Source organism: Pseudomonas frederiksbergensis (assembly GCF_001874645.1).
Classification (GTDB): Bacteria; Pseudomonadota; Gammaproteobacteria; order Pseudomonadales; family Pseudomonadaceae; genus Aquipseudomonas; species Aquipseudomonas frederiksbergensis_B.
The window spans coordinates 1,740,439-1,765,947 of sequence record NZ_CP017886.1 but is presented as its reverse complement, the minus strand read 5'-3'; the positions used below and the strand labels follow the sequence as shown (position 1 = coordinate 1,765,947).

General features: G+C 60.1%; 24 protein-coding genes and 1 pseudogene. 15 read left to right on the top strand and 10 right to left on the bottom strand.

Annotated elements, in window-relative coordinates:
• Nucleotides 1-237: 237 nt before the first annotated feature.
• The 7 genes from nagE to BLL42_RS08765 form a co-directional block, all read right to left on the bottom strand.
• On the bottom strand, nucleotides 238-1,953 hold the full coding sequence (gene nagE / locus BLL42_RS08795; protein WP_071551705.1) for an N-acetylglucosamine-specific PTS transporter subunit IIBC: 1,716 nt from the start codon (nucleotides 1,951-1,953) through the stop codon (nucleotides 238-240).
• A 44-nt stretch (nucleotides 1,954-1,997) separates the two neighbouring features.
• Nucleotides 1,998-4,514, bottom strand: coding sequence for a phosphoenolpyruvate--protein phosphotransferase (ptsP, locus tag BLL42_RS08790; protein ID WP_071551704.1), 2,517 nt, complete (start codon nucleotides 4,512-4,514; stop codon nucleotides 1,998-2,000).
• A gap of 201 nt (nucleotides 4,515-4,715) precedes the next feature.
• A complete protein-coding gene (locus tag BLL42_RS08785; protein WP_071551703.1) occupies nucleotides 4,716-5,726 on the bottom strand; it encodes an SIS domain-containing protein in 1,011 nt (336 codons plus the stop codon).
• Nucleotides 5,719-6,825, bottom strand: coding sequence for an N-acetylglucosamine-6-phosphate deacetylase (gene nagA / locus BLL42_RS08780; protein WP_071551702.1), 1,107 nt, complete (start codon nucleotides 6,823-6,825; stop codon nucleotides 5,719-5,721). Before nagA ends, BLL42_RS08785 begins: the two co-directional genes overlap by 8 nt.
• A 45-nt stretch (nucleotides 6,826-6,870) precedes the next feature.
• Nucleotides 6,871-7,602 carry a GntR family transcriptional regulator gene (locus BLL42_RS08775; protein ID WP_071551701.1) on the bottom strand — a complete coding sequence of 244 codons (732 nt, stop codon included), beginning with the start codon at nucleotides 7,600-7,602 and terminating at the stop codon, nucleotides 6,871-6,873.
• Nucleotides 7,603-7,885: 283 nt separating this feature from the next.
• A complete protein-coding gene (locus tag BLL42_RS08770) occupies nucleotides 7,886-8,389 on the bottom strand; it encodes a L,D-transpeptidase family protein (protein WP_071551700.1) in 504 nt (167 codons plus the stop codon).
• A 39-nt stretch (nucleotides 8,390-8,428) separates the two neighbouring features.
• The gene (locus BLL42_RS08765; protein ID WP_071551699.1) at nucleotides 8,429-8,980 is read right to left on the bottom strand and encodes an NUDIX hydrolase; all 552 of its coding nucleotides are present in this window, start codon (nucleotides 8,978-8,980) and stop codon (nucleotides 8,429-8,431) included.
• A gap of 148 nt (nucleotides 8,981-9,128) precedes the next feature.
• Between BLL42_RS08765 and BLL42_RS08760 the strand changes: the two genes are divergently transcribed.
• The 5 genes and pseudogenes from BLL42_RS08760 to purT all read left to right on the top strand — a co-directional run bounded on the left by BLL42_RS08760 (nucleotide 9,129) and on the right by purT (nucleotide 12,439).
• Nucleotides 9,129-9,728, top strand: coding sequence for a CoA pyrophosphatase (locus BLL42_RS08760; RefSeq protein ID WP_071551698.1), 600 nt, complete (start codon nucleotides 9,129-9,131; stop codon nucleotides 9,726-9,728).
• Between the two features lie 69 nt (nucleotides 9,729-9,797).
• On the top strand, nucleotides 9,798-10,322 hold the full coding sequence (locus BLL42_RS08755; RefSeq protein ID WP_071555722.1) for a gamma carbonic anhydrase family protein: 525 nt from the start codon (nucleotides 9,798-9,800) through the stop codon (nucleotides 10,320-10,322).
• Nucleotides 10,319-10,534 (top strand): DUF1289 domain-containing protein, encoded by a 216-nt coding sequence (locus BLL42_RS08750; RefSeq protein ID WP_071551697.1) that lies wholly within the window; start codon nucleotides 10,319-10,321, stop codon nucleotides 10,532-10,534. Before BLL42_RS08755 ends, BLL42_RS08750 begins: the two co-directional genes overlap by 4 nt.
• A gap of 139 nt (nucleotides 10,535-10,673) precedes the next feature.
• Nucleotides 10,674-11,140, top strand: a pseudogene (locus tag BLL42_RS08745) (preQ0 transporter).
• A 117-nt stretch (nucleotides 11,141-11,257) separates the two neighbouring features.
• On the top strand, nucleotides 11,258-12,439 hold the full coding sequence (gene purT, locus BLL42_RS08740; protein WP_071551696.1) for a formate-dependent phosphoribosylglycinamide formyltransferase: 1,182 nt from the start codon (nucleotides 11,258-11,260) through the stop codon (nucleotides 12,437-12,439).
• A 43-nt stretch (nucleotides 12,440-12,482) separates the two neighbouring features.
• On the opposite strand, the gene BLL42_RS08735 is transcribed toward purT, so the two are convergent.
• The 3 genes from BLL42_RS08735 to BLL42_RS08725 all read right to left on the bottom strand — a co-directional run bounded on the left by BLL42_RS08735 (nucleotide 12,483) and on the right by BLL42_RS08725 (nucleotide 15,958).
• Entirely contained in the window at nucleotides 12,483-13,796 is a 1,314-nt protein-coding gene (locus BLL42_RS08735; RefSeq protein ID WP_071551695.1) for an MFS transporter, read from the bottom strand.
• A gap of 71 nt (nucleotides 13,797-13,867) precedes the next feature.
• On the bottom strand, nucleotides 13,868-15,133 hold the full coding sequence (locus tag BLL42_RS08730; RefSeq protein WP_071551694.1) for a transporter associated domain-containing protein: 1,266 nt from the start codon (nucleotides 15,131-15,133) through the stop codon (nucleotides 13,868-13,870).
• 12 nt (nucleotides 15,134-15,145) lie between these two features.
• Nucleotides 15,146-15,958: a cytochrome C assembly family protein gene (locus BLL42_RS08725; protein WP_071551693.1), complete on the bottom strand. Its 813-nt coding sequence runs from the start codon at nucleotides 15,956-15,958 to the stop codon at nucleotides 15,146-15,148.
• 208 nt (nucleotides 15,959-16,166) lie between these two features.
• Between BLL42_RS08725 and ffh the strand changes: the two genes are divergently transcribed.
• The 10 genes from ffh to BLL42_RS08675 all read left to right on the top strand — a co-directional run bounded on the left by ffh (nucleotide 16,167) and on the right by BLL42_RS08675 (nucleotide 25,445).
• On the top strand, nucleotides 16,167-17,543 hold the full coding sequence (gene ffh, locus BLL42_RS08720; RefSeq protein WP_019692014.1) for a signal recognition particle protein: 1,377 nt from the start codon (nucleotides 16,167-16,169) through the stop codon (nucleotides 17,541-17,543).
• A 249-nt stretch (nucleotides 17,544-17,792) separates the two neighbouring features.
• The gene (gene rpsP, locus BLL42_RS08715) at nucleotides 17,793-18,044 is read left to right on the top strand and encodes a 30S ribosomal protein S16 (RefSeq protein ID WP_003209587.1); all 252 of its coding nucleotides are present in this window, start codon (nucleotides 17,793-17,795) and stop codon (nucleotides 18,042-18,044) included.
• Between the two features lie 5 nt (nucleotides 18,045-18,049).
• Nucleotides 18,050-18,586 carry a ribosome maturation factor RimM gene (rimM, locus tag BLL42_RS08710; protein WP_071551692.1) on the top strand — a complete coding sequence of 179 codons (537 nt, stop codon included), beginning with the start codon at nucleotides 18,050-18,052 and terminating at the stop codon, nucleotides 18,584-18,586.
• Nucleotides 18,568-19,341: a tRNA (guanosine(37)-N1)-methyltransferase TrmD gene (trmD, locus tag BLL42_RS08705; RefSeq protein ID WP_174553328.1), complete on the top strand. Its 774-nt coding sequence runs from the start codon at nucleotides 18,568-18,570 to the stop codon at nucleotides 19,339-19,341. Before rimM ends, trmD begins: the two co-directional genes overlap by 19 nt.
• A 45-nt stretch (nucleotides 19,342-19,386) precedes the next feature.
• The gene (rplS, locus tag BLL42_RS08700; protein ID WP_003175895.1) at nucleotides 19,387-19,737 is read left to right on the top strand and encodes a 50S ribosomal protein L19; all 351 of its coding nucleotides are present in this window, start codon (nucleotides 19,387-19,389) and stop codon (nucleotides 19,735-19,737) included.
• 296 nt (nucleotides 19,738-20,033) lie between these two features.
• Nucleotides 20,034-20,930, top strand: a complete 897-nt coding sequence (xerD, locus tag BLL42_RS08695; protein ID WP_071551690.1) for a site-specific tyrosine recombinase XerD — start codon at nucleotides 20,034-20,036, stop codon at nucleotides 20,928-20,930.
• 323 nt (nucleotides 20,931-21,253) lie between these two features.
• Nucleotides 21,254-21,985 (top strand): DsbC family protein, encoded by a 732-nt coding sequence (locus BLL42_RS08690; protein ID WP_071551689.1) that lies wholly within the window; start codon nucleotides 21,254-21,256, stop codon nucleotides 21,983-21,985.
• A 136-nt stretch (nucleotides 21,986-22,121) separates the two neighbouring features.
• Entirely contained in the window at nucleotides 22,122-23,426 is a 1,305-nt protein-coding gene (locus BLL42_RS08685; RefSeq protein WP_071551688.1) for a homoserine dehydrogenase, read from the top strand.
• A gap of 66 nt (nucleotides 23,427-23,492) precedes the next feature.
• A complete protein-coding gene (gene thrC, locus BLL42_RS08680; protein ID WP_071551687.1) occupies nucleotides 23,493-24,902 on the top strand; it encodes a threonine synthase in 1,410 nt (469 codons plus the stop codon).
• A gap of 255 nt (nucleotides 24,903-25,157) precedes the next feature.
• Nucleotides 25,158-25,445 (top strand): DUF3509 domain-containing protein, encoded by a 288-nt coding sequence (locus BLL42_RS08675; RefSeq protein ID WP_071551686.1) that lies wholly within the window; start codon nucleotides 25,158-25,160, stop codon nucleotides 25,443-25,445.
• The last annotated feature ends 64 nt before the right edge of the window (nucleotides 25,446-25,509 follow it).

The following is a 25,509-nucleotide window of genomic DNA, read 5'->3' as shown; positions in this document are numbered from 1 at the left end:
CGGGCGCGTCACTTCATTGTGGGTAGGTGATATCCGTAGGAGCTGCCGCAGGCTGCGATCTTTTGATCTTGCTTTTGCTGTTTCGGCCTGTGGATAACCGGCCACCGCCAAAAGATCGCAGCCTGCGGCAGCCCCTACAGAATGCGCGTCGCGACCATAAGAAGGACATACCTGTGTTTATGCGGTGCGTTAGAAGACAGAGCATTCCCACGCATCTTTCGACGATCTTTTAAGGTGCTAAACCTTCGCACTCACCTCACTACGATTCACCAACCCCTCCAGCGCCTCACTCAAACTCAACGCTTTATCGCCAATCAACAAGTGCCACACACCACCGTCCAACGCGCTCACACCCTGGCAACCCAAGTCCTTGAGCTGACACTCCGACAGTGCTTTACCGTCCGCCAGTTGCAGGCGAATCCGCGTCATCGCCACGCAGTCGAGTTGCAGCACGTTGTCGCTGCCGCCCAGCGCGTTCAGCCATTTCTGCGCTTCCGGTGTCGCCACGGGCGCTGCTTTCGGTGCTTCTTGGGCAACCACGACAGTGGCTATCACGGTTGTACCGGCGTACGGCATCGCTTGGCGAATTTCATCGGCAATGCTGTCGGCCAGCGGCCCGACCACCACCTGCAAGCTGCCACCCTTGCCGGGGCGAACCACGGCCATGGCGCCGAGGGCTTTCAATTCGCTGTCGGAGGCCTTGTTGCGGTCGACCATTTCCAGGCGCAGCCGGGTGGTACAGGCGCCGACGGTGATCAGGTTGTCAGCGCCGCCCAAGGCTTGAAGGTAGGCCCCGGCCCGCTGGTTGTCGTTCAGCTCGGCTTTTTCAGCGACAGCGGTGCCTTCGCGCCCCGGCGTCTTCAGGTTGAAGCGGCGGATGCAGAAGTCGAACACGACGTAGTAGATCACCGCGTACGCCAGGCCCACCGGGAACACCCGCCAGCCGTTGGTGGACTTGCCCCAGCCCAGCGCCATGTCGATGGCGCCGCCGGAGAAGGTGAACCCCAAATGGATGTTCAGCGCGTTGGTGATGGCCATCGCCATGCCGGTCAGCAGTGCGTGCAGCAAATACAGCAGCGGCGCAAGGAACATGAAGGCGAATTCGATCGGCTCGGTGACGCCGGTCAGAAATGAGGTCAAGGCCATCGACAGGAAGATCCCGCCCATGACTTTGCGGCGTTCCGGCAGGGCGTTGCGGTACATCGCCAGGCAGGCGGCGGGCAGGCCGAAGATCATCATCGGGAACATCCCGGTCATGAACTGGCCGCCCTTCGGGTCGCCGGCAAAGTAGCGCGCCAGGTCGCCGGTCACGATCGCGCCGGTGGTCGGGTCGGTGAAGCTGCCGAAGATGAACCACGCCATGTTGTTGAGGATGTGGTGCAGGCCGGTGATGATCAGCAAGCGGTTGAACACGCCGAAGACGAAGGCGCCGATGCTGCCGCTTTCCAGCAGCAATTGGCCGAAGCTGTTGATGCCTTGCTGGATTATCGGCCAGATCAGGCCGAACACCACGCCCAGGCCAACCGCGGTGAACCCGGTGGCAATCGGCACGAAGCGCCGGCCGCCGAAGAACGCCAGGTATTCCGGCAGCTTGATGTCCTTGAAGCGGTTGTACAGTGCACCGGCCATCAGGCCGCTGATGATCCCGGCGAGCATGCCCATGTTGATGCTCGCATCCAGCACCTTGAGCGTGGAGACCATCACCAGGTAACCAATCGCCCCGGCCAGCCCGGCGGTGCCGTTGTTGTCCTTGGCGAACCCGACGGCGATGCCGATGGCGAAGATCAGCGCGAGGTTGGCGAAGATCACCTGCCCGGCGTCGTGGATGATCGCGATGTTCAAAAGGTCGGTGTCGCCCAGGCGCAGCAACAGGCCGGCAATCGGCAGGATTGCGATGGGCAGCATCAGCGCCCGTCCGAGGCGCTGCAAGCCTTCGATGAAGAGTTGGTACATGGCGTATCTCCCTGGGTTCTTGTTGTTCTGGTAGCTGTTGTTGTTCAGCTCAGAGGCCACTGTTGATGGCAGGCGTGACGCACCGCAGCAGCGCTGCTCAGGTTGAGCAAGGTGGCGCTGAAGCGCCGGCAGTCGGCGGCGTCCAGTTGGCGAACCCGTTCCTTGATTTCACCGACCTGCGGCGGGCTGACGGACAGCTCGCTGATGCCCAGGCCAATCAGCACCGGGGTCGCCAGCGGATCGGAGGCCAGCGCACCGCAAACGCCGACCCAACGCTGATGCTTGGCCGCGCCGGCGCAGGTGTGTGCAATCAGTCGCAACAGCGCCGGGTGCAAGGCATCGACTCGAGCGGCGAGACCGGCGTGGTCGCGGTCCATGGCCAGGGTGTATTGGGACAAGTCGTTGGTGCCGATGGACAGGAAGTCCGCGTGTTCGGCCAGTTGCTCGGCGAGCAAGGCGGCGGCCGGGACTTCGATCATTACGCCCAGTTCCGGGCGCTGCGTTAGCGCAAGCTCGGCGCACAACGCATCCAGGCGTTGACGGATGTGCAGCAATTCGTCGACCTCGCTGACCATCGGCAGCAGAATCCTGCAGCGCTGCAATGGGCTGACCTGTAGCAGTGCGCGCAATTGTTGGTCGAGCAGTTCCGGGCGTACCTGCGCCATGCGGATTCCGCGCAGGCCGAGCACCGGGTTGGCTTCGGCTGGCAGTGGCAGGTAGTCGAGTTGCTTGTCGCCACCGACGTCGATGGTGCGGATGATCACCGACTTGTCGCCCATGGCATCCAGCACCGCTTGATAGGCCTGGCGCTGCTCTTGTTCGTCTGGCGCGGTCTGGCGATCGACAAACAGAAACTCGGTGCGCAACAGGCCAACGCCATCGGCTCCGCCTTTCAACGCGTCAGCGGCTTCGGCGCTGGAGGCCACGTTGGCCGCGACTTCGATACGCAGGCCATCGCGGGTGTGCGCCGGGTTATGCGCCTGAGCGTGTTGGCGTTCGCGGCGTTGCAGATGTTCACGCTGGGCCTGAGCGACTTGCTCCAGGCGTTGGCTATTGGGGGTCAGCTCCAGGCGCCCGCCGTCGGCATTCAGTACCACCGACTGGCCTTGCGGTTGATTGAGCAGTGACGAACCGAGGGCAACCAGACACGGCAGGCCTTTGCCACGGGCGAGAATTGCCACATGGGAGGTCGCGCCACCTTCGGCCATGCACAGTCCGGCAACGCCTTGTTGGCTCAGTTGCAGCAAATCGGAAGGGGTCAGTTCATGCGCGGCGACGATAGCGCCGGCCGGCACGTCGTAGTGCCAGTCTTGACCGAGCAAGGCGCGCAGCACGCGTTGCTTGAGGTCGCGCAGGTCGTTGGCCCGTTCGGCCAGCAGCGGGTTGCCGAGATTTTGCAGCACTTCGCACTGCACCTCGATTGACTGGCTCCAGGCGTGGGTTGCGGCGCTGCCCTGATCGATCGACTGGAGGGCCGCTTCAAGCAGCGCCGGGTCTTCGAGCAGCGCCAGGTGGGCGGCGAAAATCTGCTCTTCTTCGGTGTACTTGTGCTTTTTGGCGTGGGACAGCGTTTCGCGGATTTCGCTGCGAACCCGTTCCAGCGCACGGTCGAGGGCTTGCAGTTGTTCTTCGGCGTTAGCGTTGCCGGTGTCTTCCGGCAGGTGGATGGCCGCCAGTTGGAACAGCGGGCCACCGACCAGTCCAGGCGCTGCACAGACACCATTGAGCATGCCGGCTTCGGCGGTGCGGGTACGTTGGGCAATCGGTGTCGGTGCGGCCGCGAGGCTGTGGTCGTTGACCGCGCTGGACAAGGCGTTCAGCAACGCTTGCAGCGCCGCCTTGGCATCGACGCCCTTGCAGCTGACTTGAACCTCGTCCTGCTCGCCGATACCCAGGCCCATGAGCCCGATCAGGCTGTCACACGACGCCGATTTACCGGCGAAATGCAGCTGCGATTTGCTGTTGAACTGGTGCGCGGTCTGGCGGATCAGCGCTGCCGGGCGTGCATGCAAACCACCGCGATGGCTGATCCGAATGTGCCCGTGGACTTCGGCGCCAGAGCTGTCGACTTCGGCCTGCGCGTTGTGGATGGTTTTCGGCACGATGTGCAGCAGCGGCTCGCCGACCTTGACCGATTTCAGGGTGATCGGCAGCACCTGAAAGTCCTCGCTGTTGGTCAGGATCAACAGGCTGACCAGGCTTTTGCAGCCTTGCGCGACCTGGTCCAGATCAAAGCGCAGCAACGCCTGGCCATTGCTGACGCGGGTGCCTTCCTTGACCAGTATGGAGAACCCTTCGCCCTGCAACTCGACGGTGTCCAGGCCCAGGTGCAGCAGCAGTTCGGCGCCATTGTCGGCGCGCAGGGTGACGGCGTGGCCGGTGCGGGCAACATGCACCACCACCCCGGCACACGGTGCGTGCAGGGTGTTGTTCAGCGGGTCGATGGCGATTCCGTCACCCATGGCGCCGCTGGCGAACACCGGGTCCGGAACCTTGGCGAGCGTGAGCACCGGGCCGCTGAGCGGGGCGCTGAGGGTCAGGTCTTTATTGTTGTTATGCATGGCTCGGTCTCATCAGTAAAAACTACGGTTCGGTACATCGCCTGGCTGGCCCTCTGTAGGAGCTGCCGAAGGCTGCGATCTTTTGATCTTGTCCATGGTGGCTCGTTGTTTGAACCGACCTGAAAGTCAAAAGATCGCAGCCTTCGGCAGCTCCTACGGGGGTATTCACCCGCCATCACAGATGTGTAGATATCTACGGATTTAATGGGTGCGGGTCACTTTGCTCAGGTGACGCGGCTGGTCCGGGTCCATGCCACGGGCGACCGCAAGGCCGGCCGCCATGACGTAGAAACTCTGGATGGCGAGAATCGGGTCCAGTGCCGGGTGTTCGGCGCGGCTCAGCGTCAGGTCGCGTTCGCTGACGTCATCCGGGGCGGCCAGCAATACGCGGGCACCGCGCTGACGCATCTCGGCAGCGAGGCTCAACAGCCCCGCCTGTTCGGCACCGCGCGGGGCGAACACCAGCAGCGGGTAGTTGTCGTCGATCAGTGCCATTGGCCCGTGCTTCACTTCGGCGCTGCTGAAGGCTTCGGCCTGAATTGCCGAAGTTTCCTTGAGTTTCAAAGCCGCTTCCTGGGCGATGGCAAACCCGGCTCCACGGCCGATCACCATCAAGCGTTGGCAATCACGCAATACGTCGACGGCCAGGCTCCAGTCCTGAGTCGCGGCTTCGCGCAAAGCTGCTGGCAGCGCGAGGCCGGCTTGCAGCAACTCGGCGTCCTGCTTCCAGTGGGCAATCAAGCGCGCGCTGGCGCTGAGGGTGGCGATAAAACTTTTGGTTGCGGCGACGCTGCACTCAAGGCCCGCACACAGCGGCAGACTGAACTCGCACGCGGCTTCCAGTGGCGAGTTCTCGACATTGACCATCGAAATGCTCAGGGCGCCACGCTTGCGCAACAGGCGCAGGCTGTTGACCAGATCCGGACTCTGCCCGGACTGCGAGAATCCAAACGCCACTTGGCCGCTGACCTTAAGCGGCGCTTGCTGCATGGTCACCACCGACATCGGCAGCGACGCCACTGGAATGCCCACATGCTGCATGGTCAGGTAGGCGAAGTAGCTCGCGGCGTGATCGGAACTGCCGCGTGCGACTGTCATCGCCACTTGCGGCGGCTGACGGTTCAAACGCCCGGCAATCTCGATCATCTGCGGATCCAGTTGCTGCAACTGAGCGTCGACGGCCATGTACGAGGACAGCGCCTCTTCAAGCATTTTTGAAGTCAATGTCTTCTCCTTCGACCATTACCGCGGTCAGTGTGAGTGAGCGATCCAGACGCACGCAGTCAGCCCAGGCGCCGGGTTGCAGGCGGCCGCGCTCTTGCAGGCCGAGGTAGTCGGCGGGGAATTGCGAAAGACGTTGTGAAGCTTCGGCCAATGGCAGGCCGATTTTCACCAGGTTGCGCAGCGCCTGATCCATGGTCAGGGTGCTGCCGGCCAGCGTGCCGTCGGGCAGGCGCACACCGCCCAGGCATTTGGTCACGGTGTGGCTACCGAGCTTGTATTCGCCGTCCGGCATGCCGGCGGCAGCGGTGGAGTCGGTGACGCAATACAGGCAAGGGATCGAGCGCAGGGCCACGCGGATCGCGCCGGGATGGACGTGCAGCAGGTCTGGAATCAGTTCGGCGTATTTGGCATGAGCCAGTGCCGCGCCGACGATTCCCGGCTCGCGGTGATGCAGCGGGCTCATGGCGTTGTAAAGGTGGGTGAAACTGCTGGCGCCGGCCTCCAGCGCCGCGACGCCTTCTTCGTAGCTGCCCAGGGTGTGGCCGATTTGCATGCGCACACCACGGTCGCTGAGCGCGCGAATCAGTTTGTCGTGACCGGCGATTTCCGGGGCAATGGTAATCACCCGAATCGGCGCCAGCGCCAGATAGGCTTCGACTTCGGCCATCAACGCGGTATGGGCGAAGTTCGGTTGTGCTCCGAGTTTTCCGGGGTTGATGTAGGGGCCTTCCAAATGCACGCCGAGTACTCGGGCGCTGCCTTTCGGGCGTTGTTCGCAGAACTCGCCGACCTCTGCCAGCACGCGGGAAATTTCTTCCGGTGGCGCGGTCATGGTGGTGGCCAGCAGCGATGTGGTACCGAAACGCACGTGGGTTTTGGTGATGGTGTCGAAGGCCGGCGTGCCTTCCATGATGTCCTTGCCGCCACCGCCGTGAACGTGCAGGTCGATGAAACCCGGCAGCAGGTAAGGCAGGTCGTTGTCCGCCGGGTCGCACAGCTGACCTTCGATGCGCACGATCTTGCCGTGTTCATGGATCAACCGGCCGCGAATCCAGCCTTGGGCGGTGAGGATGTTGTCTTCGGACATCAGTAGTTCTCCGGCGTCGTGGCGCAGGGCTTCGCGTCGAAGCGCTTAGCGACGAAGCTCTGCGACAAAGTCGTAGTAGTCGTTGCGGCAATAGGTGTCGGTGACTTCGATCGGGGTGTTGTCTTCGAGGTAGCCGACCCGGGTCATCAGCAGCATGGCGGTGCCGGGGGCGATGCCGACCAGCGCGGCGAATTCGTCCGAGGCGTTGATTGCCTGGATGTGTTGCAGGGCGCGCACGACCGGTTTGCCGATACCGTCGAGGTATTCGTAAAGCGAATCACCGACGGCTTGCGGCTGGGCAATGATCGAGGCGGGCAGGGTGCTCATTTCGATGGCCATCACGGTGTCGTCGGCTTTGCGCAGACGCTTGAGGCGCGCGACTTTGTCGTAGGGCGAGAGCGCGAGGCGGATCAGTTCTTCGTGGGTCGGCTGGGTGATTTCCCGCTCCAGCCATTGCGAACTCGGCACGAAACCTTTGAGGCGGAGCATTTCACTGAACCCGGACAGCCGGGACAGCGGTTGTTCGAGGCGCGGGGTGATGAAGGTGCCGGAGCCTTGGCTGCGACGGATCAGGCCTTGTTCGAACAGCACTTCCAGTGCCTTGCGGGCGGTCACGCGGGAGATGTTCAGCATTTCGCTGAGATTGCGTTCCGACGGCAATGCTTGCTCGGCTTTCCATTGGCCTGCATGGATCGCCGCTTCCAGGTTGCGCGCCAGTTGCAGGTACAACGGCGTTGGCTGGGTGTCGTCAGGGCGCAGGGCCAGAATGTGGTTCATTGGCTTGGGTTCCGATGCGGATATTGGAGTGTTGTCGCCCCGGTAATGGCGCAAAAGTAATACCACTTAAATACCATGTCAACGCCAGTGCGCTGCTCGAGGCGAGCGAATGCACACCACGCTGGAGGGCGCAGCGGCCTTGGGTTTTAAGTGGTATTAGGGGAGGGCGTTACACGCGCAAAGATCGCAGCCTGCGGCAGCTCCTACGGGATGAAATGGTATCAACGCTGTAGGAGCTGCCGCAGGCTGCGATCTTTTGATTTATTTTTTTGAAGAGGCCGAGTCAGGGGCGGATTTCGATCATCGTGCCGTCTTTGACCAAGCCCCAGACTTCGCGCATGTCGACGTTGCGCATGCCAATGCAGCCGTCGGTCCAGTCCAGGGTGTGGAACAGCTCTTCAGGATTTTCTTCGGTATCCGGGGTGCCGTGAATCATGATCATGCCACCAGGATCCACGCCTTCACGGCGCGAGCGGACGGAGTCGCTGATGTTCGGGTAGGAAATGTGCATGGCCAGGTTGAAGCGGTCGCTGACCTTACGCCAATCCAGCCAATACAAGCCTTCAGGCGTGCGCCGGTCGCCCGCCATCAGCTTCGGGCCTCTGGGATTTTTGCCCAATGAGATGCGATAGGTCCGCAGTGGCTTGCCGTCATTGATCAGTTGCAACTGATGGGCAGATTTGAGCACCAACACTTTTTCGATGAGTTTGCCGTCCAGAGTCTCCGTGGTAGCAGCTTGGGAAACCATGACAAACGACAGGCAGAAGAGGGCAAGCAACCAGCGCATTAAAACGATATCCCTGAGAGTACGGCGTACTGTTGTTGTTTAAGTGATCGCAGGCAGAGCAAGCGGAGGAATGGATTCGCAGCGTACAGGGAAATTCTCTACCCGACGGTCTGCATAGAAACATTCTAGGGTACGGCCGACCGTGCGAAAAGCCAGATCCGACCATGGAATGTCGGCTTCTTCGAAAAGCTTCACTTCCAGGCTTTCTTCGCCCGCGGCAAAGTCCAGGTCCACCAGTTCAGCGCGAAAGAACACGTGCACCTGGCTGATGTGCGGCACATCGATCAGCGTATAGATGTTCAGGTTGCGCACCCGCGCACAGGCTTCTTCGGCGGTTTCACGAATGGCCGCCTGTTCGATGGTTTCACCGTTTTCCATGAAGCCGGCCGGCAAGGTCCAGTAACCGCGGCGCGGCTCGATGGCGCGTCGGCATAACAGCACCTGAGTGCCCCAGATTGGCAGGCAGCCGGCGACAATATTCGGGTTCTGGTAATGGATGGTCTGGCACTGGTCGCACACGTAGCGCAGGCGCGAATCGCCTTCGGGAATGCGTTGGGTGACCGGGTTACCGCACTGGCTGCAGAATTTCATGCTGGGGTTCCGAAAATGCTGTGCCTATCTTGGCGTGCGGCGGTGTCTGTCGGCAAGTTGTCGTTTAGCGACATGCCACGGTTTCAGGGGTTGGGCGGTCGATGCGATTGGTGCATGATGCAAAGTAGCGAATAAATCGAGAAGTCTCATGCTGGACGAGCTACTGCATCGAGTAAGCAACCACACCCCGCGAACCCTGGAAACCGACCGGCGTTTCCCCGAAGCCGCGGTGTTGGTGCCCATCACTCGTAGTGACGAGCCGGAACTGGTTTTAACCTTGCGCGCCAGCGGGCTCTCGACCCACGGCGGTGAAGTGGCCTTCCCCGGCGGGCGACGCGATCCGGAAGACCCGGACCTGATGTTCACCGCGTTGCGTGAAGCTGAAGAAGAAATCGGTCTGCCACCCGGTCTGGTGGAGGTCATCGGTCCGCTGAGTCCGTTGATTTCCCTGCACGGGATCAAGGTCACGCCTTATGTCGGGGTGATTCCGGACTTCGTCGAGTACCGCGCCAACGACGCTGAAATTGCCGCGGTGTTCAGCGTGCCGCTGGAGTTCTTCCGCAAGGACCCGCGTGAACACACGCACCGCATCGATTATCAGGGGCGCAGCTGGTATGTGCCGAGCTACCGTTACGGCGAATACAAAATCTGGGGGCTGACCGCGATCATGATCGTCGAGTTGATCAACCTGCTCTATGACGCGCAGATCAGCCTGCACCAACCCCCGAATAGCTTTATCAATATTTGAAGCCATCGCGCGTATGGCGTGAACCTGTTGTTGCAAGTGAACGCCTGCCTGAGCCTTGAGGATAAAAAGATGAAATACCGCCTGGGCGACGCCCGTGTCGAAACCCACCCGCAGAGCTGGGTCGCACCTAATGCCGTGCTGGTGGGCAGGGTCAAACTGGAAGAGGGCGCCAACGTCTGGTTCAACGCGGTATTGCGCGGTGACAACGAGCTGATCCTGATCGGCAAGAACAGTAACGTGCAGGACGGCACGGTGATGCACACCGACATGGGCTACCCGCTGACCATCGGCACCGGCGTGACCATCGGTCATAACGCGATGTTGCACGGCTGCACGGTGGGCGATTACAGCCTGATCGGTATTAACGCGGTCATTCTCAACGGCGCGAAAATCGGCAAAAATTGCATCATCGGCGCCAACTCACTGATCGGCGAAGGCAAGGAAATCCCTGACGGTTCGCTGGTCATGGGTTCGCCGGGCAAAGTGGTGCGTGAGCTGACCGAACCCCAGAAGAAAATGCTCGAAGCCAGTGCCGCCCACTATGTGCATAACTCGCTGCGTTATGCCCGCGATCTGGTCGAGCAGGAGGAATGAACGCCACCGAAAGACCCGTACCCTCGCCGTGTGTGAGCATTTGTGCGCTGGATGAGGACGATATCTGCACCGGGTGTCAGCGCTCGGTAGATGAGATCACCCGCTGGAGCCGGATGGACAACGACGAACGCCGCAAGGTGTTGGGGGTGTGTCATGAAAGGGCGAAGTCGAGCGGGTTGGTTTGGATGCTGGGTAAAACATCCGATCGGTAGCCGTTAGATCAAAAGATCGCAGCCTGCGCCGATCCCTGTAGGAGCTGCCGCAGGCTGCGATCTTTTGATCTTAAGCCTTTGGCGACTCTGCATGGCTGAAGTACCCTGTGCGCAAATCTGACAGGTATCCCTGCGCCCCATGCTCTTCCTGATCGCTTACATCAGCAGTGTCGTGCTGATCAACTACGCCTTTTCCACCGCCCCGCACCTGGACATCATCTGGTCGGCCTGGGGGGGCTGGTATTCGTGCTGCGCGACATGGTGCAAACCCGGTTCGGTCACGGCGCGATAGCCGCGATGCTGGCGGCGCTGGTGCTGTCCTACATCACCTCTGATCCCTCCATCGCCCTGGCCAGCGCCATTGCCTTCGCTGTTTCGGAGTGCATTGACTGGCTGGTGTTCAGCATCACCAAGCGTCCGTTGCACGACCGCCTGTGGATAAGTTCGGCATTGAGCATTCCGCTGGATACCTTCATCTTCTTCGGCATGATCGATGCCCTGACGCCGGGCGTGATCCTCACCGCTCTGGGTTCGAAATTCGCCGGTGTGACCATCGTCTGGCTGGCGATGGCCTGGCGTTTGCGCAAGAACGCGCTGGCAAGCTGAGCCAAACCCTCAGGTTCATGTAAAATGCCGCGTTTTCTCCCTAAGGGAAGCGCGCGGGTGGCCACACAGGCCACTCATGCAGCAACCCTCGATGATCCGCTCCTTTGAGGACCTGAGATGACCCGTATCGGAACTCCATTGTCGCCAACCGCGACCCGCGTTTTGCTGTGTGGCTGTGGTGAGTTGGGCAAGGAAGTGGTGATCGAGCTGCAACGCCTGGGCGTTGAAGTGATTGCCGTGGATCGTTACGCCAACGCGCCGGCGATGCAGGTGGCGCATCGCAGCCATGTGATCAACATGCTTGATGGCGCCGCCCTGCGAGCGGTGATCGAAGCCGAGAAGCCGCACTTCATCGTGCCGGAAATCGAAGCCATCGCCACGGCCACGCTGGTCGAACTGGAAGCCGAAGGCTTCACCGTAATTCCGACCGCGCGCGCTGCGCAGCTGACCATGAACCGTGAAGGCATCCGTCGTCTGGCCGCTGAAGAGCTGGACCTGCCGACCTCGCCGTACCACTTCGCCGATACCTTCGAAGACTACCGCAAGGCGGTCGACGACCTGGGCTTCCCGTGCGTGGTCAAGCCAGTCATGAGCTCTTCGGGCAAAGGCCAGAGCCTGCTGCGCAGCGTCGATGACGTGCAGAAGGCCTGGGATTATGCACAGGAAGGCGGTCGTGCCGGTAAAGGCCGGGTGATCATCGAAGGCTTCATCGACTTCGACTACGAAATCACCTTGCTCACCGTTCGCCACGTCGGCGGCACCACGTTCTGCGCGCCCGTCGGCCATCGTCAGGAGAAGGGCGACTACCAGGAGTCCTGGCAGCCGCAAGCCATGAGCCCGATTGCGCTGGCGGAATCCGAGCGCGTGGCCAAATCCGTGACCGAAGCCCTCGGGGGCCGTGGTCTATTCGGCGTTGAGCTGTTCATCAAGGGTGATCAGGTGTGGTTCAGCGAAGTGTCGCCGCGCCCGCACGACACCGGTCTGGTGACCCTGATTTCTCAGGACCTGTCGCAGTTTGCCTTGCATGCACGGGCGATTCTCGGCTTGCCGATCCCGTTGATCCGTCAGTTCGGCCCATCGGCATCGGCGGTGATTCTGGTGGAAGGTCAGTCGACCCAGACCGCTTTTGCCAACCTGGGTGCCGCACTGGCCGAGCCGGATACTGCGCTGCGTCTGTTTGGCAAGCCGGAAGTCAATGGTCAGCGCCGCATGGGCGTTGCCTTGGCTCGTGACGAGTCGATCGAGGCCGCCCGCGCCAAAGCGACCCGTGCTTCCCAGGCTGTTGTTGTAGAGCTGTAAGGTCTGATGAACGTTCCCACGCTGCCGCGTGGGAACGATCTGACTAGATCTGATTCAGGTCGTTATTGCGTGTTTCTTTCAGGCACAGCACAGCGATCAAGCTGATCACCGCTGCCGCTGACACATACCCGCCAACCCAACTCAAGCCGCCCATCGCCACCAGCTTCTGTGCGAAGAATGGTGCAGCCGAAGCGCCAACAATGCCACCCAGGTTGTAGGCCGCCGATGCGCCGGTGTAGCGCACATGGGTGGGGAACAGCTCTGGCAGCAACGCACCCATTGGGGCGAACGTCACGCCCATCAGAAACAGCTCGATGCACAGGAACAGTGCCACGCCCCACGTCGTGCCGTGGGTCAGCAGTGGTTCCATGGTGAAGCCCGAGAGAATCGCCAGTACACCACCGATGATCAGCACCGGTTTGCGCCCGAAACGGTCACTGGCCCAAGCCGACAGCGGTGTGGCTGCGGCCATGAACAGCACGGCGAAGCACAGCAGGCCGAGGAAGGTTTCGCGGCTGTAACCCAGGGTCGAAACACCGTAACTCAGGGAAAACACCGTCGAGATGTAAAACAGCGCGTAGCAGACCACCATCGCCGCTGCACCCAACAGCATCGGTGCCCAGTATTGGCTGAGCAGCTCGACCAGCGGGATCTTCACCCGTTCCTGACGTGCTATCGCGTTGGCGAAGACCGGCGTTTCATGCAGTTTCAGGCGCACATACAGGCCGACCATCACCAGCACGGCGCTGAGCAGGAACGGAATCCGCCAGCCCCAGGAGCGAAATTGCTCCTCGTTCAGGGTCATCGCCAGGGTCAGAAACAGCCCGTTAGCGGCGAGAAAGCCGATTGACGGGCCGAGTTGCGGGAACATGCCGAACCAGGCGCGTTTGCCCTTTGGTGCATTTTCGGTGGCGAGCAAGGCCGCACCGCCCCATTCGCCGCCCAGTCCAAGGCCTTGGCCGAAGCGCAACACACAGAGCAGGATCGGTGCCCAGGCGCCAATGCTCTCGTAACCCGGCAGCACGCCGATTAGCGTGGTGCAGACGCCCATTAGCAGCAAGGAGGCGACCAGGGTTGATTTACGCCCGATGCGGTCGCCGAAGTGGCCGAATAGCGCCGAACCTATGGGGCGAGCGAGGAAGGCGATGCCGAAGGTCAGGAAGGCCGAGAGCATCTGGGCGGTGCCGGACGTCTGCGGAAAGAACACCGGGCCGATCACCAGTGCGGCGGCCGTGGCGTAGACATAGAAGTCGTAGAACTCGATGGCGGTGCCGATGAAGCTGGCCGTCGCGACCCGCGTGGCGGAATTCGTCGGTTGGGCAGGCGCAGCGTCGCTGTAAGTCGTGCTGGTCGTCATGCGGTAATCCCTGACAGTCATGTGCTCCGGTGGAGCGAATTATTATGGTCGAACACCCAGGGATGTGGGTTTTACGACGGCCTCACCGCCGAACGCAGGCTTGTGGCCTCGCTGGCGGCTACGTGCCAGATCAACACCCGGCTGACGCGGTTGTCTTCGGTTTCGAGGATTTCCAGCCGATAACGGCCGATTTTCAGGCACACCGCGCTGTCAGGAATGGTTTCCAATGCCTCGGTGACCAGCCCGTTGAGGGTTTTCGGGCCGTCGCTCGGCAGGTGCCAGCCCAGGCTTTTGTTCAGCTCGCGAATGGAGGCTGCCCCCTCGATCACCAGTCGGCCATCGGCCTGTGGGTGAATGTGCGGGTTGTCGAGGCTGTGCTGGCTTTCGAATTCGCCGACGATCTCCTCAAGAATGTCTTCCAGGGTGACGATGCCTTCTACTTCGCCGTATTCGTCGACCACCATCCCCAGGCGACGCTGCTGTTTGTGGAAGTTCAGCAGTTGCAGTTGCAACGGGGTGCTTTCGGGAACGAAGTAAGGTTCGCGACACGCCGCCAGCAAGGCTTCCTTGGTCAGGCTGGCGTCGGGCAGCAAATGGAAGATTTGCCGGGTATTGAGCACCGCTTCGACCTGGTTGATGTCACTGTGAAACACTGGCAGACGCGTGCGCTTGTTGGTGCGCAGTTGTTCGATGATTTCCTCGATCGAGTCATCCAGATTGATCCCGTCGACTTCACTGCGTGGTACCAGAATGTCGTTGACGGTAATGTTGTCCAGCGCATGAATGCCCGACAGCGCGTGCGGTCGGCAAGCCGCGTGTTCGTGGTCGGTGTCGTTATTCTGCAGTGCAGGTGGCTCGTCTTCGCTTTGCTGGACGATCTTGACCTTGCGTGCGAACGGCTTGAGCAGCCATTGGCTGATGCCGTTGAGCAGCCACGCGGCCGGGTAAATCATTTTCAGCGGCACGCCGAGCAGGGTATTGCCCAGTGCCAGGATCGCGTCCGGATAACGGCTGGCGAGCGTGCGTGGCAGGTAATCGGCAAGCACCAGCAGTGCAGCGGCGGCGCTCAGGCAGGCGAGCCATGGACCTTTTTCAGCCCAGCCGAAAATCGCCAGCAGCGTACTGATGACCACCACCAGCGCGCGGCACAGGGTATTGCAGAAGATCAGGCTGTTGAGCGGGAAGCCGAGTTTCGCGACCGGCTTGTCGCCGGAACGCGAGGCGGTGCGCTGGGCCAATAGATGCTGCTGTGCGGCTTCGATGGCGGTGAACAGCCCTGACCATAAGATCAGCAGGGCCAGCACGGCGAGCAGTGGCCCTATGGGCAGGTTATCCATGGCGAATACCCGTCAGATGTGCAGGATGAATTCGCGGACCAGCTTGCTGCCGAAATAGGCCAGCATCAGCAGGCAGAAACCGGCGAGGGTCCAGCGAATAGCCTTGTGGCCGCGCCAGCCAAGACGATTGCGCCCCCACAGCAACACGCTGAACACGATCCAGGCCAGGCACGCCAGCAGGGTTTTGTGCACCAGATGCTGGGCGAACAGGTTTTCGACGAACAGCCAGCCGGAGATCAGCGACAGCGAAAGCAGGGTCCAGCCGGCCCAAAGGAAACCGAACAGCAGGCTTTCCATGGTTTGCAGTGGCGGGAAGTTCTTGATCAGGCCGGACGGGTGCTTGTGCTTGAGCTGATGGTCCTGGACCAACAGCAGCAACGCCTGGAACACCGCGATGGTGAACATGCCGTAGGCGAGGATCGACAGCAGGATATGCGCCAGAATTCCCGGCTCTTCGTCGATCACCTGCACGGTGCCCGAGGGCGCGAACTGCGCCAGCAGCACCGTGGCCATCCCCAGCGGGAACAGCAACACCAGCAGGTTTTCCACCGGGATCCGAGCGCAGGCCAGCAGTGTCAGTGCGATGACGGCAGCGGCGATCAGGCTGGCGGCACTGAAAAAGTCCAGACCCAGGCCGATCGGCGTCATCAGATGGGTGAAGAGGCTCGCGCCGTGGGCCAGCACGGCAAGGATGCCGAGCGAGACCAGCAGGCGTTTGTTCGCCTTGGCGCCTTGGGCCAGACGAGTGCCTTGATAGAGAGTCGCAGCGGCGTACAAGCAAGCGGCGGCGAGGGTGCTGAGCAAACTGGGTGACAAAGGGAGCATAAATCCTGTTAGGCAAGCCCGAAAGGGGATGAGTTTGGCATACAACCGACATCACACGAAAGACCACTCAACCAGACAGCGGGTGTGCGCCAGACGCAGTCTTCGCTATAATCCGCGACCTGCCCACGCCGCAGGCTCGCCGAGCACATGTTTTTCACGGTCTGGGCCGCCATTACCTCGGTCTCCATAGGGCCTGAAAGGATCGCGCATGTTTGAAAACTTAACCGACCGTCTCTCGCAGACGCTGCGCCATGTCACCGGCAAGGCCAAGCTGACCGAGGACAATATCAAAGACACCCTGCGCGAAGTGCGCATGGCGTTGCTCGAAGCCGACGTCGCCTTGCCGGTGGTCAAAGACTTCGTCAATTCGGTGAAGGAGCGCGCTGTCGGCACCGAGGTGTCGCGCAGCCTGACGCCGGGCCAGGCCTTCGTGAAGATCGTCCAGGCCGAACTCGAAAGCCTGATGGGCGCCGCCAACGAAGATTTGAACCTGAGCGCCGTGCCGCCAGCCGTCATTTTGATGGCCGGTTTGCAAGGTGCCGGTAAAACCACCACCGCTGGCAAGCTGGCGCGCTTCCTTAAAGAGCGCAAGAAAAAGTCGGTGATGGTGGTGTCGGCGGACGTTTACCGTCCGGCCGCGATCAAACAGTTGGAAACCCTGGCCAACGATATCGGTGTGACGTTCTTCCCGTCCGACCTGAGCCAGAAGCCGGTCGACATCGCCGAAGCGGCCATTAAAGAAGCAAGACTGAAATTCATCGACGTGGTCATCGTCGATACCGCCGGTCGTCTGCACATCGACGAAGAGATGATGGGCGAGATCAAGGCCCTGCACGCGGCGATCAAACCGGTCGAAACGCTGTTCGTGGTCGACGCCATGACCGGCCAGGACGCCGCCATCACGGCCAAGGCCTTTGGCGACGCGCTGCCGCTGACCGGTGTGATCCTGACCAAGGTCGACGGTGACGCCCGTGGCGGTGCCGCGCTGTCGGTGCGAGCGATCACTGGCAAGCCGATCAAGTTCATCGGTATGGGCGAGAAGACCGAAGCCCTCGAGCCGTTCCACCCGGAGCGGATCGCATCGCGCATCCTCGGCATGGGCGACGTGCTCAGCCTGATCGAGCAGGCCGAGGCGACCCTCGACAAGGACAAGGCCGACAAGCTGGCCAAAAAGCTGAAGAAAGGCAAAGGCTTCGACCTCGAAGACTTCCGCGATCAGCTGCAACAGATGAAGAACATGGGCGGCCTCGGCGGGCTCATGGACAAGCTGCCGAACATCGGCGGGGTGAATCTGGCGCAAATGGGCAATGCCCAGGGTGCGGCAGAGAAGCAATTCAAACAGATGGAAGCCATCATCAATTCCATGACCCCGGCCGAGCGCCGCGACCCTGAGCTGATCAGCGGTTCTCGCAAACGTCGGATCGCCATGGGTTCCGGCACCCAGGTGCAGGACATCGGTCGCTTGATCAAGCAGCACAAGCAGATGCAGAAGATGATGAAGAAGTTCTCCGCCAAAGGCGGAATGGCCAAAATGATGCGCGGCATGGGCGGTATGTTGCCTGGCGGTGGTATGCCGAAAATGTAAAAAATTCGCGCAAGGGCTTGCTCTTGCGCTGCCCACAGCGATGTGGGATCTCCAGCAAACCCGCGCTTGGCGGGAGCTGACTCGCCGTTGTTCGCAACGGCTCTATAGCAAATCTTGATGGCGGCCGAAAGACCGCCGGAAAAAGACATTTGCAAAAGTCCGGATATTCCTTAGAATATGCGGCCTTTCGGGCACCTATGCCCGCTGTGCCTTTAGATTTGCAGCACCGACTACAGGAACGATGTTCACATGCTAACAATCCGTCTTGCCCTTGGCGGCTCCAAAAAGCGCCCGTTTTACCACTTGACCGTAACCGACAGCCGCAACCCGCGCGACGGTTCGCACAAGGAACAGGTTGGTTTCTTCAACCCGATCGCTCGTGGTCAAGAAGTCCGTCTGTCCGTGAACCAAGAGCGCGTAGCCTACTGGCTGAGCGTTGGTGCACAACCTTCTGAGCGTGTTGCTCAGTTGTTGAAGGATGCATCTAAGGCTGCGGCCTGAGCAATATGAACGCGACGCCTGCCATTGCTGATGATTTGATCGTTATCGGCAAGATTTATTCTGTTCATGGCGTTCGCGGCGAAGTGAAGGTTTACTCCTTTACTGATCCGACTGAAAACCTGTTGCAATACAAAACCTGGACGCTCAAGCGCGAAGGCAGCGTTAAACAGGTTGAGCTGGTCAGCGGACGTGGGAACGACAAGTTCCTGGTCGCAAAGCTCAAAGGTCTTGATGATCGTGAAGAAGCTCGTCTTCTGGCCGGTTATGAGATCTGCGTGCCGCGCAACCTGTTCCCTGAATTGACCGACGGCGAGTACTACTGGTACCAACTGGAAGGTCTGAAGGTTATTGACCAACTCGGGCAATTGCTCGGGAAGATCGATCATCTTCTGGAAACCGGCGCCAATGATGTAATGGTGGTCAAGCCTTGCGCTGGCAGCCTGGACGATCGCGAACGCCTGTTGCCCTATACGGAGCAATGCGTGTTGGTAGTCGACCTTGCCGCAGGCGAGATGAAGGTGGAATGGGATGCGGACTTCTAAGCGTGGCTAATTTGCGCGTAGAAGTGATCAGTTTGTTTCCCGAGATGTTCTCCGCCATCAGCGAGTACGGCATCACCAGTCGTGCGGTGAAACAGGGGCTGTTGCAGCTCACCTGTTGGAATCCGCGAGACTACACGACGGATCGACATCACACTGTGGACGATCGCCCATTTGGCGGTGGTCCGGGCATGGTGATGAAGATCAAGCCCCTGGAAGATGCTCTGGTTCAGGCCAAGGCAGCAGCCGGGGAGGCGGCGAAGGTAATTTATCTGTCGCCCCAAGGCCGTCAACTGACTCAGTCGGCGGTACGCGAGTTGGCGAATGAGGAAGCATTAATCCTGATTGCCGGCCGCTATGAAGGCATTGACGAGCGTTTTATTGATGCTCATGTCGATGAAGAGTGGTCGATTGGCGACTATGTACTGTCTGGCGGCGAGCTGCCGGCGATGGTCCTGATCGATGCGGTTACACGACTGCTGCCTGGAGCTTTAGGGCATGCGGACTCCGCCGAGGAAGATTCCTTTACGGATGGTCTGCTGGATTGCCCGCACTACACCCGACCTGAGGTGTATGCGGATCAGCGTGTTCCCGACGTGTTGCTAAGTGGCAATCACGCGCATATCCGGCGTTGGCGTTTACAGCAGTCCCTTGGTAGGACCTTTGAACGACGCGCCGATCTTCTGGAAAGCCGCTCGCTTTCTGGAGAAGAGAAGAAGCTGCTCGAGGAATATATCCGCGAGCGGGACGATAGTTAACAACGTATCGATGGTAGATCCGACGATTTACCTTAGGAGCACAGCATGACTAACAAAATCATCCTTGCACTCGAAGCAGAGCAGATGACCAAAGAGATCCCTACCTTTGCCCCGGGCGACACCATTGTCGTTCAGGTGAAAGTGAAGGAAGGCGACCGTTCGCGTCTGCAAGCGTTCGAAGGCGTCGTTATCGCCAAGCGTAACCGTGGTGTGAACAGTGCTTTCACTGTTCGTAAAATCTCCAACGGTGTTGGCGTAGAGCGTACTTTCCAGACCTACAGCCCGCAAATCGACAGCATGGCCGTTAAACGTCGCGGTGACGTACGTAAAGCCAAGCTGTACTACCTGCGTGACCTGTCGGGTAAAGCAGCTCGCATCAAGGAAAAACTGGCTTAAGTCCAGCTTCCGATGCAGAAAAAAGCAGCCTACGGGCTGCTTTTTTGTTGCCTGCGATTTATTCCCAATCCCCCCGCGCACTAGACGTCGAACACCGCACCGAACAGATCGCAGCCTGCGGCAGCTCCTACAGAGGAGTGCGTCCGGCGTAGGAGCTGCCGCAGGCTGCGATCTTTGATGGTTTCAACTCGTTATCTCCCTGTTCCTTGAGATAGCGGGTTATGAAAGACTATTGGTCATTTTCAATGTCCCGTAATTTTTTCGCGCAGCCTCAAGCCTGCGTGTCTTGAGTGCCCATGCCTGCCATCGATCATCCACGGATAGACCAGTTTCTCGACGCCCTGTGGCTGGAAAAAGGCCTGTCGGATAACACCCGTGACGCCTATCGCAGTGACCTGGCCCTGTTTAACGGCTGGTTGCAGGAAAAGGGCCTGGAGCTGGTCAACGCCGGGCGCGAGTTGATCCTCGATCATCTGGCCTGGCGTCTCGAACAAAACTACAAGCCCCGGTCTACGGCAAGGTTTCTTTCAGGTGTACGTGGGTTCTATCGCTATTTGCTGCGTGAAAAGCTGATTGCTGTCGACCCGACATTGCGCGTCGACATGCCGCAACTCGGCAGGCCATTGCCCAAGTCGTTGTCGGAAGCGGACGTGGAAGCCTTGCTCGCCGCACCGGATCTGAGCGAAGCGATCGGCCAACGGGATCGCGCCATGCTGGAAGTTTTGTACGCCTGTGGCCTGCGGGTCACCGAGCTGATCAGCCTGACGCTGGAGCAGATCAATCTGCGCCAGGGCGTGCTGCGCGTCATGGGCAAGGGCAGCAAGGAGCGACTGGTGCCGATGGGCGAGGAGGCGATTGTCTGGGTCGAGCGCTACCTGCGCGATGCGCGTAGCGAGTTGCTGGGCGGGCGGCCCAGCGATGTGCTGTTTCCGAGCCTGCGTGGCGAGCAGATGACCCGCCAGACCTTCTGGCATCGCATCAAGCACCAGGCCCAAGTCGCCGGGATCGGCAAGTCCCTGTCGCCGCATACCTTGCGCCATGCCTTCGCCACCCATCTGCTCAACCACGGCGCCGATTTGCGGGTAGTGCAAATGTTGCTCGGCCATAGCGACCTCTCGACCACGCAGATCTACACCCACGTCGCTCGCGCCCGCTTGCAAGACCTGCACGCCAAACACCATCCACGCGGCTGATTGGATAACTGAAACGACGCAACCCCGTAGCAGCTGGCGCAGCCTGCGTTCGGCTGCGTAGCAGTCGTGAAATCAGACACTGCGGTGTTTCAGTTAAACCCGGATACAAAACTGACGACTGCTTCGCAGCCGAACGCAGGCTGCGCCAGCTGCTACGAGGGGCGGATCTGCGTTGATCAGCAAGTAAGCGTCTTATGTCAGGCGCATTCGGCCACGCGGGCCTTATGTGGTAGGCTTTGTGGGTTTGCACGATGGGCGGTTATGACCCGGTGTTTCATTACGGGCGTTCTAGCCGACCCATTTGCCCGCCTTCAGGAGTTCTCATGCGTCTGACCCAGATTTTCGCCGCCGCAGCCATTGCGTTGGTCAGCACCTTTGCCGTCGCCGATGATGCGGCTGATAAAGCCATTCGTAAAAGCCTGGAAACCCTCCAGCTCGACACCCCGATCGAGTCCATTAGTGCCAGCCCATTGGCCGGTCTCTACGAAGTCAAACTCAAGGGCAGCCGCGTGCTGTACGCCAGCGCCGATGGCCAGTACATCGTTCAGGGCTACGTGTTCCAGCTCAAGGACGGCAAACCGGTCAACCTGACCGAGAAGGCCGAGCGTCTGGGTATCTCCAAGCTGATCAACGGTATTCCAGTTGCTGAAACCGTGGTTTACCCGGCGATTGGCGAAACCAAGACCCACATCACCGTATTCACCGACACCACCTGCCCGTACTGCCACAAATTGCACGCCGAAGTGCCTGCATTGAACAAGATGGGCATCGAAGTGCGTTATGTTGCTTTCCCGCGCCAGGGCCTCGGCTCGCCGGGTGATGAGCAATTGCAAGCCGTGTGGTGCTCCACTGACAAAAAAGCGGCGATGGACAAAATGGTCGACGGCAAGGAAATCAAGGCTGCCAAGTGTGCTAACCCGGTTTCCAGGCAGTTCGCTCTGGGCCAGTCGATCGGCGTGAACGGTACACCAGCCATCGTTTTGGCCGATGGCCAAGTGATTCCGGGCTACCAGCCAGCACCACAAGTCGCCAAACTGGCACTGGGTGCGAAATAATCCTGCGTCGTCACGGTAAGCCTTTGACGATCATGGAGCGACGACAGCAGTCGCCGTTCCATTAATAGAGAGCCGCACAGCGTGCGGCTGTTTTCCACGGCCGACCTTGAGTCGGCCGTTTTATGGGGAGTTCACAGTGAAACCGGTCAAAGTAGGCATCTGTGGGTTAGGGACCGTCGGTGGCGGTACCTTCAACGTACTTCAGCGCAACGCCGAGGAAATTGCTCGTCGTGCCGGGCGTGGAATCGAAGTGGCACAAATTGCCATGCGCACGCCAAAGCCTCAGTTCCAGACGACCGGTATTGCGATTACCAACGATGTCTTCGAAGTGGCCACGAACCCTGAGATCGACATCGTTATAGAGCTGATGGGCGGCTACACCGTTGCCCGCGAGCTGGTACTCAAAGCCATCGAGAATGGCAAGCATGTGGTCACCGCGAACAAGGCACTGATCGCCGTTCACGGTAATGAAATTTTCGCCAAGGCCCGCGAGAAAGGCGTGATCGTCGCGTTCGAAGCGGCCGTGGCCGGTGGCATTCCGGTGATCAAGGCGATCCGTGAAGGTCTGTCGGCCAACCGCATCAACTGGGTCGCCGGCATTATCAACGGTACCGGCAACTTCATCCTCACCGAAATGCGTGAGAAGGGCCGGACCTTCGAAGACGTGCTCGCCGAAGCCCAGGCCCTGGGTTACGCCGAAGCCGATCCGACCTTCGACGTCGAAGGCATCGACGCGGCGCACAAGCTGACGATCCTGGCGTCCATCGCGTTCGGTATCCCGCTGCAATTCGACAAGGCTTACACCGAAGGCATCACCAAGCTGACCACCGCTGACGTGAACTACGCCGAAGCGCTGGGTTATCGCATCAAGCACCTGGGCGTGGCGCGTAGCACGGCTGCCGGCATCGAACTGCGTGTGCACCCGACGCTGATCCCGGCCGATCGCCTGATCGCCAACGTCAACGGCGTGATGAACGCCGTGATGGTCAACGGCGACGCTGCCGGTTCGACCCTGTTCTACGGTGCCGGTGCCGGCATGGAGCCAACGGCTTCGTCGGTGATCGCCGACCTGGTGGATGTGGTTCGCGCCATGACTTGCGACCCGGAAAACCGCGTACCGCACCTGGCCTTCCAGCCGGATTCGCTGTCGGCCCACCCGATCCTGCCGATCGAAGCCTGCGAAAGTGCCTACTACCTGCGCATCCAGGCCAAGGACCATCCGGGCGTGCTGGCCCAAGTTGCGAGCATTCTGTCGGAGCGCGGTATCAACATCGAATCGATCATGCAAAAGGAAGTCGAAGAGCACGACGGCTTGGTGCCCATGATCCTGCTGACCCACCGTGTGCTGGAACAGCACATGAACGACGCCATTGCAGCGCTCGAAGCCTTGCAGGGCGTGGTCGGTCCGGTGGTGCGGATCCGCGTCGAGCACCTGAACTAAGTCGTTATTGTTCACCGGGCTTGTGCGCGAGCCCGGGTTTGCGAACTCTGAATAGTGGAGCCAGTCATGCGTTATATCAGTACCCGCGGCCAGGCACCGGCCCTGAATTTCGAAGACGTGCTGTTGGCCGGTCTGGCCAGTGACGGCGGCCTGTACGTGCCGGAAAACCTGCCACGTTTCACCCAGGAAGAAATCGCTTCCTGGGCCGGCCTGCCATACCACGAGCTGGCTTTCCGGGTGATGCGCCCGTTTGTCACCGGCAGCATTCCTGACGCCGACTTCAAAAAAATCCTTGAAGAAACGTACGGCGTGTTCTCCCACAACGCTGTGGCGCCGTTGCGTCAATTGAACGGCAACGAATGGGTGCTGGAACTGTTCCACGGCCCGACCCTGGCGTTCAAGGACTTCGCCCTGCAATTGCTCGGTCGTCTGCTTGACTACGTGCTGGAAAAACGCGGTGAACGCGTCGTGATCGTCGGCGCCACCTCGGGTGATACCGGTTCGGCCGCCATCGAAGGCTGCAAGCACTGCGAAAACGTCGACATCTTCATCCTGCACCCGCACAACCGTGTGTCCGAAGTGCAGCGTCGCCAGATGACCACTATCTTCGGCGAGAACATCCACAACATCGCCATCGAAGGCAACTTCGATGATTGCCAGGAAATGGTCAAGGCGAGCTTCGCCGACCAGAGCTTCCTCAAAGGCACGCGTCTGGTGGCGGTGAACTCGATCAACTGGGCGCGGATCATGGCCCAGATCGTCTACTACTTCCACGCAGCCCTGCAGTTGGGTGGCCCGGCGCGCTCGGTGTCGTTCTCGGTGCCAACCGGCAACTTCGGTGACATCTTTGCGGGCTACCTGGCACGCAACATGGGCCTGCCGATCAACCAGTTGATCGTCGCCACCAACCGCAACGACATCCTGCACCGCTTCATGAGCGGCAATCAGTACGTCAAGGAAACCCTGCACGCCACACTGTCGCCGTCGATGGACATCATGGTTTCCTCGAACTTCGAGCGCCTGCTGTTCGACCTGCACGGTCGCAACGGTGCCGCCATTGCCGGCCTGATGGACACCTTCAAGCAAGGTGGCGGTTTCAGCGTCGAGCAAGAGCGCTGGACCGAAGCGCGCAAACTCTTCGACTCGCTGGCCGTGGATGACGCGCAAACCTGCGAGACCATCGCAGACGTCTTCGAGCAAACCGGTGAGTTGCTCGATCCGCACACGGCCATCGGCGTCAAGGCTGCGCGTGAGTGCCGTCGAAGCCTGGATATTCCGATGGTGATTCTGGGAACGGCCCATCCGGTCAAATTCCCTGAAGCCGTCGAAAAAGCCGGTGTAGGAAAAGCGCTTGAACTACCAACCCATCTTTCTGATTTGTTCGAGCGAGATGAGCGCTGCACCGTTTTGCCAAATGACCTGAAAGCTGTGCAGGCCTTTGTCAGCCAGCATGGCAACCGCGGCAAGCCACTCTGACCGGAAAACCTGTCACAAGTTGAAGCCCGTCTCCTGACGGGCTTTCTCATCTCTGCAGGGCACACGTGTCGTCTCTCCGCTCCTCAAGCGCCCGTTAAACCTGCTGTTTTTTTCTTGTCATCTTTCCCATGCATGCTCTGACGACTCAGGGTAAAGCGGCATACCGTCAGTTGAGTTCAGAACTTTCTTCTCGGGCCAGTGGTCATTTATCACGCCCTTGGCACTTTGTTTTCGGACTATTGAGTGGTGATCGAGATGGAAAGTATCAGCCTATTGCTGGGTGAGGCATTGAGCCCGTATCAGGTAACGCTGACCCCGTCAGGTGCCCGTGGCGAATGCCTGGTGACATTGAAGAGTGCCACTGGCGCGATCGTGGTCGAACGTGAGTTCAATCAGGCGCAGTTCACGGACAAACGACTACTGACAGACGTTGTCGACGGCTTGCATCGCGATGTGCTGATTGCCGAGGGGCGGCTGGAGCCCAGTGTGATTGCGGCTATGCGCAATGTTGCGCAAGACAAACGTCTGGTTGGCAGAAACTGATGTGTTTTTTGTGGGAACCTTCCTGCAATCAGGTTAGTCAGACCCTGTATCAACAAGAGCAAGC

Bases quoted from the DNA above. Each gene is read 5' to 3' on its own strand.
- BLL42_RS08770 (WP_071551700.1), bottom strand. From the start codon at position 8,389: ATGCGCTGGTTGCTTGCCCTCTTCTGCCTGTCGTTTGTCATGGTTTCC.
- nagE (WP_071551705.1), bottom strand. From the start codon at position 1,953: ATGTACCAACTCTTCATCGAAGGCTTGCAGCGCCTCGGACGGGCGCTG.
- BLL42_RS08675 (WP_071551686.1), top strand. From the start codon at position 25,158: ATGGAAAGTATCAGCCTATTGCTGGGTGAGGCATTGAGCCCGTATCAG.
- BLL42_RS08765 (WP_071551699.1), bottom strand. From the start codon at position 8,980: ATGAAATTCTGCAGCCAGTGCGGTAACCCGGTCACCCAACGCATTCCC.
- ffh (WP_019692014.1), top strand. From the start codon at position 16,167: ATGTTTGAAAACTTAACCGACCGTCTCTCGCAGACGCTGCGCCATGTC.
- BLL42_RS08750 (WP_071551697.1), top strand. From the start codon at position 10,319: ATGAACGCCACCGAAAGACCCGTACCCTCGCCGTGTGTGAGCATTTGT.
- rpsP (WP_003209587.1), top strand. From the start codon at position 17,793: ATGCTAACAATCCGTCTTGCCCTTGGCGGCTCCAAAAAGCGCCCGTTT.
- trmD (WP_174553328.1), top strand. From the start codon at position 18,568: ATGGGATGCGGACTTCTAAGCGTGGCTAATTTGCGCGTAGAAGTGATC.
- rimM (WP_071551692.1), top strand. From the start codon at position 18,050: ATGAACGCGACGCCTGCCATTGCTGATGATTTGATCGTTATCGGCAAG.
- ptsP (WP_071551704.1), bottom strand. From the start codon at position 4,514: ATGCATAACAACAATAAAGACCTGACCCTCAGCGCCCCGCTCAGCGGC.
- BLL42_RS08690 (WP_071551689.1), top strand. From the start codon at position 21,254: ATGCGTCTGACCCAGATTTTCGCCGCCGCAGCCATTGCGTTGGTCAGC.
- thrC (WP_071551687.1), top strand. From the start codon at position 23,493: ATGCGTTATATCAGTACCCGCGGCCAGGCACCGGCCCTGAATTTCGAA.
- BLL42_RS08730 (WP_071551694.1), bottom strand. From the start codon at position 15,133: ATGGATAACCTGCCCATAGGGCCACTGCTCGCCGTGCTGGCCCTGCTG.
- rplS (WP_003175895.1), top strand. From the start codon at position 19,387: ATGACTAACAAAATCATCCTTGCACTCGAAGCAGAGCAGATGACCAAA.
- nagA (WP_071551702.1), bottom strand. From the start codon at position 6,825: ATGTCCGAAGACAACATCCTCACCGCCCAAGGCTGGATTCGCGGCCGG.
- BLL42_RS08755 (WP_071555722.1), top strand. From the start codon at position 9,798: ATGAAATACCGCCTGGGCGACGCCCGTGTCGAAACCCACCCGCAGAGC.
- BLL42_RS08785 (WP_071551703.1), bottom strand. From the start codon at position 5,726: ATGCTTGAAGAGGCGCTGTCCTCGTACATGGCCGTCGACGCTCAGTTG.
- xerD (WP_071551690.1), top strand. From the start codon at position 20,034: ATGCCTGCCATCGATCATCCACGGATAGACCAGTTTCTCGACGCCCTG.
- BLL42_RS08775 (WP_071551701.1), bottom strand. From the start codon at position 7,602: ATGAACCACATTCTGGCCCTGCGCCCTGACGACACCCAGCCAACGCCG.
- purT (WP_071551696.1), top strand. From the start codon at position 11,258: ATGACCCGTATCGGAACTCCATTGTCGCCAACCGCGACCCGCGTTTTG.
- BLL42_RS08735 (WP_071551695.1), bottom strand. From the start codon at position 13,796: ATGACGACCAGCACGACTTACAGCGACGCTGCGCCTGCCCAACCGACG.
- BLL42_RS08725 (WP_071551693.1), bottom strand. From the start codon at position 15,958: ATGCTCCCTTTGTCACCCAGTTTGCTCAGCACCCTCGCCGCCGCTTGC.
- BLL42_RS08760 (WP_071551698.1), top strand. From the start codon at position 9,129: ATGCTGGACGAGCTACTGCATCGAGTAAGCAACCACACCCCGCGAACC.